This is a genomic window from Streptomyces sp. NPDC093149 (genome assembly GCF_044754145.1).
In the GTDB taxonomy this organism is placed as follows: Bacteria; Actinomycetota; Actinomycetes; order Streptomycetales; family Streptomycetaceae; genus Streptomyces.
The window spans coordinates 1-3,259 of record NZ_JBIVON010000067.1 but is presented as its reverse complement, the minus strand read 5'-3'; the positions used below and the strand labels follow the sequence as shown (position 1 = coordinate 3,259).

Here is a 3,259-nt window from a genome sequence, read left to right as displayed (position 1 = left end):
CAACGGTTCCAGCTTCGGACCACGACGCGGTGCTGGCACACCCGAAGAAGCACTCATGCATGAACTAACGACGAATCTCCGGCGCAGGACACTAGTCGGCCTTTGACTGGCCCACGTGCACGTGCATGACGTCGCTCGGATGCAGCTCCAGACTTGTTCATCCGCAGGCCGGCCGCCTCGCTGCGCCTCAGCGCACTGGGGACGCCGAGCTGCTGGCCGGACGTAATGGGCCATCCCGTAGGGAGATTTCAGTGGGGCGACCCTCACCTGACGATCTGCGCTGGTCACCCGAGCGACCAGCGAGAGACGTCGAACGGGGCGGCCTGACGGGGCTCGTGTGAAACGGTGGCGGAATCTGCTCTGGGATTTGTTTCCCCACCTGCAGGCCTGGCAGGCAGACTGTGAGCATGAAAAAGCCATGGACGCGTGAGACCGCAGGACGAGCTGTCGGACGACGAGATTGAGGACCTGCACTCACCTGTCTACACCGAGGCGTCTGATCTGGAGATCTGCCAGATGGCTGATCTCGGCGATCCTGTTGCCGACGAGATCTTCTACAACTGGCCTGCCGAGCGCCAGCGTGCTGCGTCACAGGCAGCGGATAAGAAAGACCAAGAGCAGTGGGACTGATCAGACCCATCGCGATTGACCACCGGGTCGTGCAATTCAGCTGACCTGGCGACGTCGGGCGCTGAAGTACTTCGCGCGGTGAGTGTGACTCAGAAGTCGTTGTCGTACCGATCAAGGAGCATATCGATCGAACGGGAGTCTCGTTGATCGCGGTCGGTGCCGGACGTGGTTGAGGTCGCCGAACAGCCGTGTCGAGCGCGCCGTCACATCGCTTGGTGCTCCCGGTACCCGACTACTCGGGCCGGTTCGTTGCCATGGCGCTGGCACAGACGGGGCGGGTGCGGGCGGCATAGGAGCGAGCGGCCACGACGAGGCCGAACCCCAGACCACCGAATGCCAGGCCGCCGAACTCGACAAACCAGGTGATCCCCGAGCTGGTGGTGAACGGCCCGGACGGCTTGATCTCGGGCAGCACGCCGACAGCCATGAGCGGGGCCATGACGATGAGGACGGCTCCGTACATTGTCAGGGGGATGCCAGTCAGCCAGGCCGGGATCAGTGGCAGCAGGCGCGGGACCCGTCGTCCGGACATGATCAGCGTCCAGCGGGGGAACACCTGCCCCCACGCGTACAGCAGCCCCAGCAGCAGGAAGCCCCCGGCCATCGCGGCCAGCACAGTCACGTCGATCCCCACCGAAGCGGCTGCCTTCGACGGCCCCGACGCGCCGAAGCTGGTCGTCCTCTGCCAATCATCGGCCGAGACGCCGAGTGCGTCGCCGCCCAGCGTCCAGATGGTTTTGAGTCCTGCCCACGGCAGGAGTCCGCACATGAGGAGGTACACCGCCTTGCGGGTCCGTTTCGGGGCTGGGGAGGCAGCGGGGTGGACAAGCGGGCCGTCGCTGGCTCCCGCGTGAGGCCGCCCGCATCGCGAGCAGTCGCCGCGCAGCCGTCGGCGGTACGACAAGCCGACGAGGAGCACAAGCGCGGCGCCGACCGTGTTCAACAGCACCTGAGCCAAACCGGTGGCGCTGTCGATCCCCGAGAGCGTCACCAGCGTCACGAAGTACATCGGCAGGCCATTCGTCCCCACGACGAACACCGGAATCGTCACGATCAGCGCCGTCGCCACCGCAGCCCGGCCAGGCATGGCAAGTGTTCGGGTGCTGGCCAGGCAAGCCCCGCCTGCCAGGACGGCGAGTGCCGCCAGGAGAAGCTGGACCGCTGGCGCGTACGAGGCGTGCTCCTTCCATGGCACGGTGATGCCCACTGCCGCCCACGTGACCTCGACGGCGGCATACAACAAACCCCACAATGCAGCGGCCATGGGCACCCACACGGGCCACCGCCGCCGCCACAACAACCGCGCCTCGCTCGCGGTTGGTTGCCTGGGAGCGCCGCCTATCGCCGAGTCCGCAGGAACAGCCACCGTGACCTCCGTAATCTCCCGATTGCCGAGGCTCCATGGTTCGCCGTCACCCGCGCCAATCACATCAATCCCCGGGATCATCCGGCATCCCCCTCGCGGGGTATGCCGGATCGTAAGCGTTAGTCCGGAAGGATCATGGTGGGGTGCCTGACCAGGGTAAGAAGCCTTTGTCGCGCTGGCTAAGGGGTTTGTCGATCGAACGGGAGTCCGGATTGGGTGGTTGCGGGGTGCTCAGCGCATACGAGCAGGGCCTCCTGAACAGCTCGTTGGTGTCGAATCACCGAGCAACATCAGGAGACCCTGGTGCCGCAGTGTTCCGTGTTGATGGCCGGGCAGTCCAGTTCCGTCACGCTGGAGTGTGACTGCCTGGCTCACCGGTTCGGAAACGCCGCCGACAACGGCTCCCGGCAGCCGCGTTATCCGACGGACATGACGAGCGCGGAGTGGGCGGCCATCCGGCCGTTGCTGCCGGCGCCTGGCTGGATGCGCGGCCGGGGAGGGCAGCCGGAGACGTACTGCCACCGGGCGATACTCGATGCGATCCGCTACCTGGTCGACAATGACATCAAGTGGCGGGCGATGCCGGCCGACTTCCCGCCGTGGGACCGGGTATACGCGTTCTTCCGCCGCTGGCGCGACCACGGCATGGTCAAGGAGTTCCACGACCGGCTGCGCGCCGAGGTCTGCGGGAAGCTGGGCCGCGATGCGGAGCCGAGCGCGGGTGTGATCGACTCGCAGTCCGTCAAGGCGGACGCCGTCGTCGGCGCCGACAGCCGCGGGTTCGACGGCGGCAAGCTGATCAACGGCCGTAAGCGGCACATCGTGGTCGACACCCTCGGCCTGCTGCTGGGCGTGATGGTCACCGCCGCGGACACCGGCGACCGCGCCGCCGCCCAGGTCCTGCTTGAGCAGGTGGCCGACGTGCACCACCGGCTTGAGTTGGTCTGGGCTGATGGCGGCTACACCGGCCCCCTCGTCGAATACTGCCTGGCCACGCTCGCCCTGGTGCTGGCGATCGTCAAACGCAGCGACGACCAGAAGGGGTTCGTCGTGCTGCCCAAGCGGTGGATCGTCGAGCGCCTCTTCGCTCACCTGATGCGCACCCGCCGCCTGGTACGCGACTTCGAACGCCGCACCACCAGCGCCGAAGCAATGGTCTACTGGTCGAGGGGTAGCGCCGAGGTACGCCCAAAAGCTGCCAGTTCTTGATCTTGGTGGGTCTTTTCAGCTCCCGTTGTGAGTCCCGAGAGCGTTGACGCGGTT

Annotated in this window: 3 protein-coding genes; 2 read left to right on the top strand and 1 reads right to left on the bottom strand. The window is 66.3% G+C overall.

Going from position 1 to position 3,259, the window contains the following annotated elements:
* The first annotated feature begins 426 nt into the window (after positions 1-426).
* A complete protein-coding gene (locus ACIQCZ_RS42455) occupies positions 427-630 on the top strand; it encodes a hypothetical protein (protein WP_402291564.1) in 204 nt (67 codons plus the stop codon).
* Between the two features lie 232 nt (positions 631-862).
* Here the strand turns inward: ACIQCZ_RS42455 and ACIQCZ_RS42450 are convergent, their stop codons facing one another.
* Positions 863-1,894 carry a hypothetical protein gene (locus ACIQCZ_RS42450; protein ID WP_402291562.1) on the bottom strand — a complete coding sequence of 344 codons (1,032 nt, stop codon included), beginning with the start codon at positions 1,892-1,894 and terminating at the stop codon, positions 863-865.
* 531 nt (positions 1,895-2,425) lie between these two features.
* Here ACIQCZ_RS42450 and ACIQCZ_RS42445 point away from each other — a divergent pair.
* Positions 2,426-3,205: an IS5 family transposase gene (locus tag ACIQCZ_RS42445; RefSeq protein ID WP_402291560.1), complete on the top strand. Its 780-nt coding sequence runs from the start codon at positions 2,426-2,428 to the stop codon at positions 3,203-3,205.
* Positions 3,206-3,259: the final 54 nt, after the last annotated feature.

What these genes read in the sequence shown, in the direction of transcription:
- ACIQCZ_RS42450 (WP_402291562.1), bottom strand. Translation starts at nt 1,894, where the DNA reads ATGGCCGCTGCATTGTGGGGTTTGTTGTATGCCGCCGTCGAGGTCACG.
- ACIQCZ_RS42445 (WP_402291560.1), top strand. Translation starts at nt 2,426, where the DNA reads ATGACGAGCGCGGAGTGGGCGGCCATCCGGCCGTTGCTGCCGGCGCCT.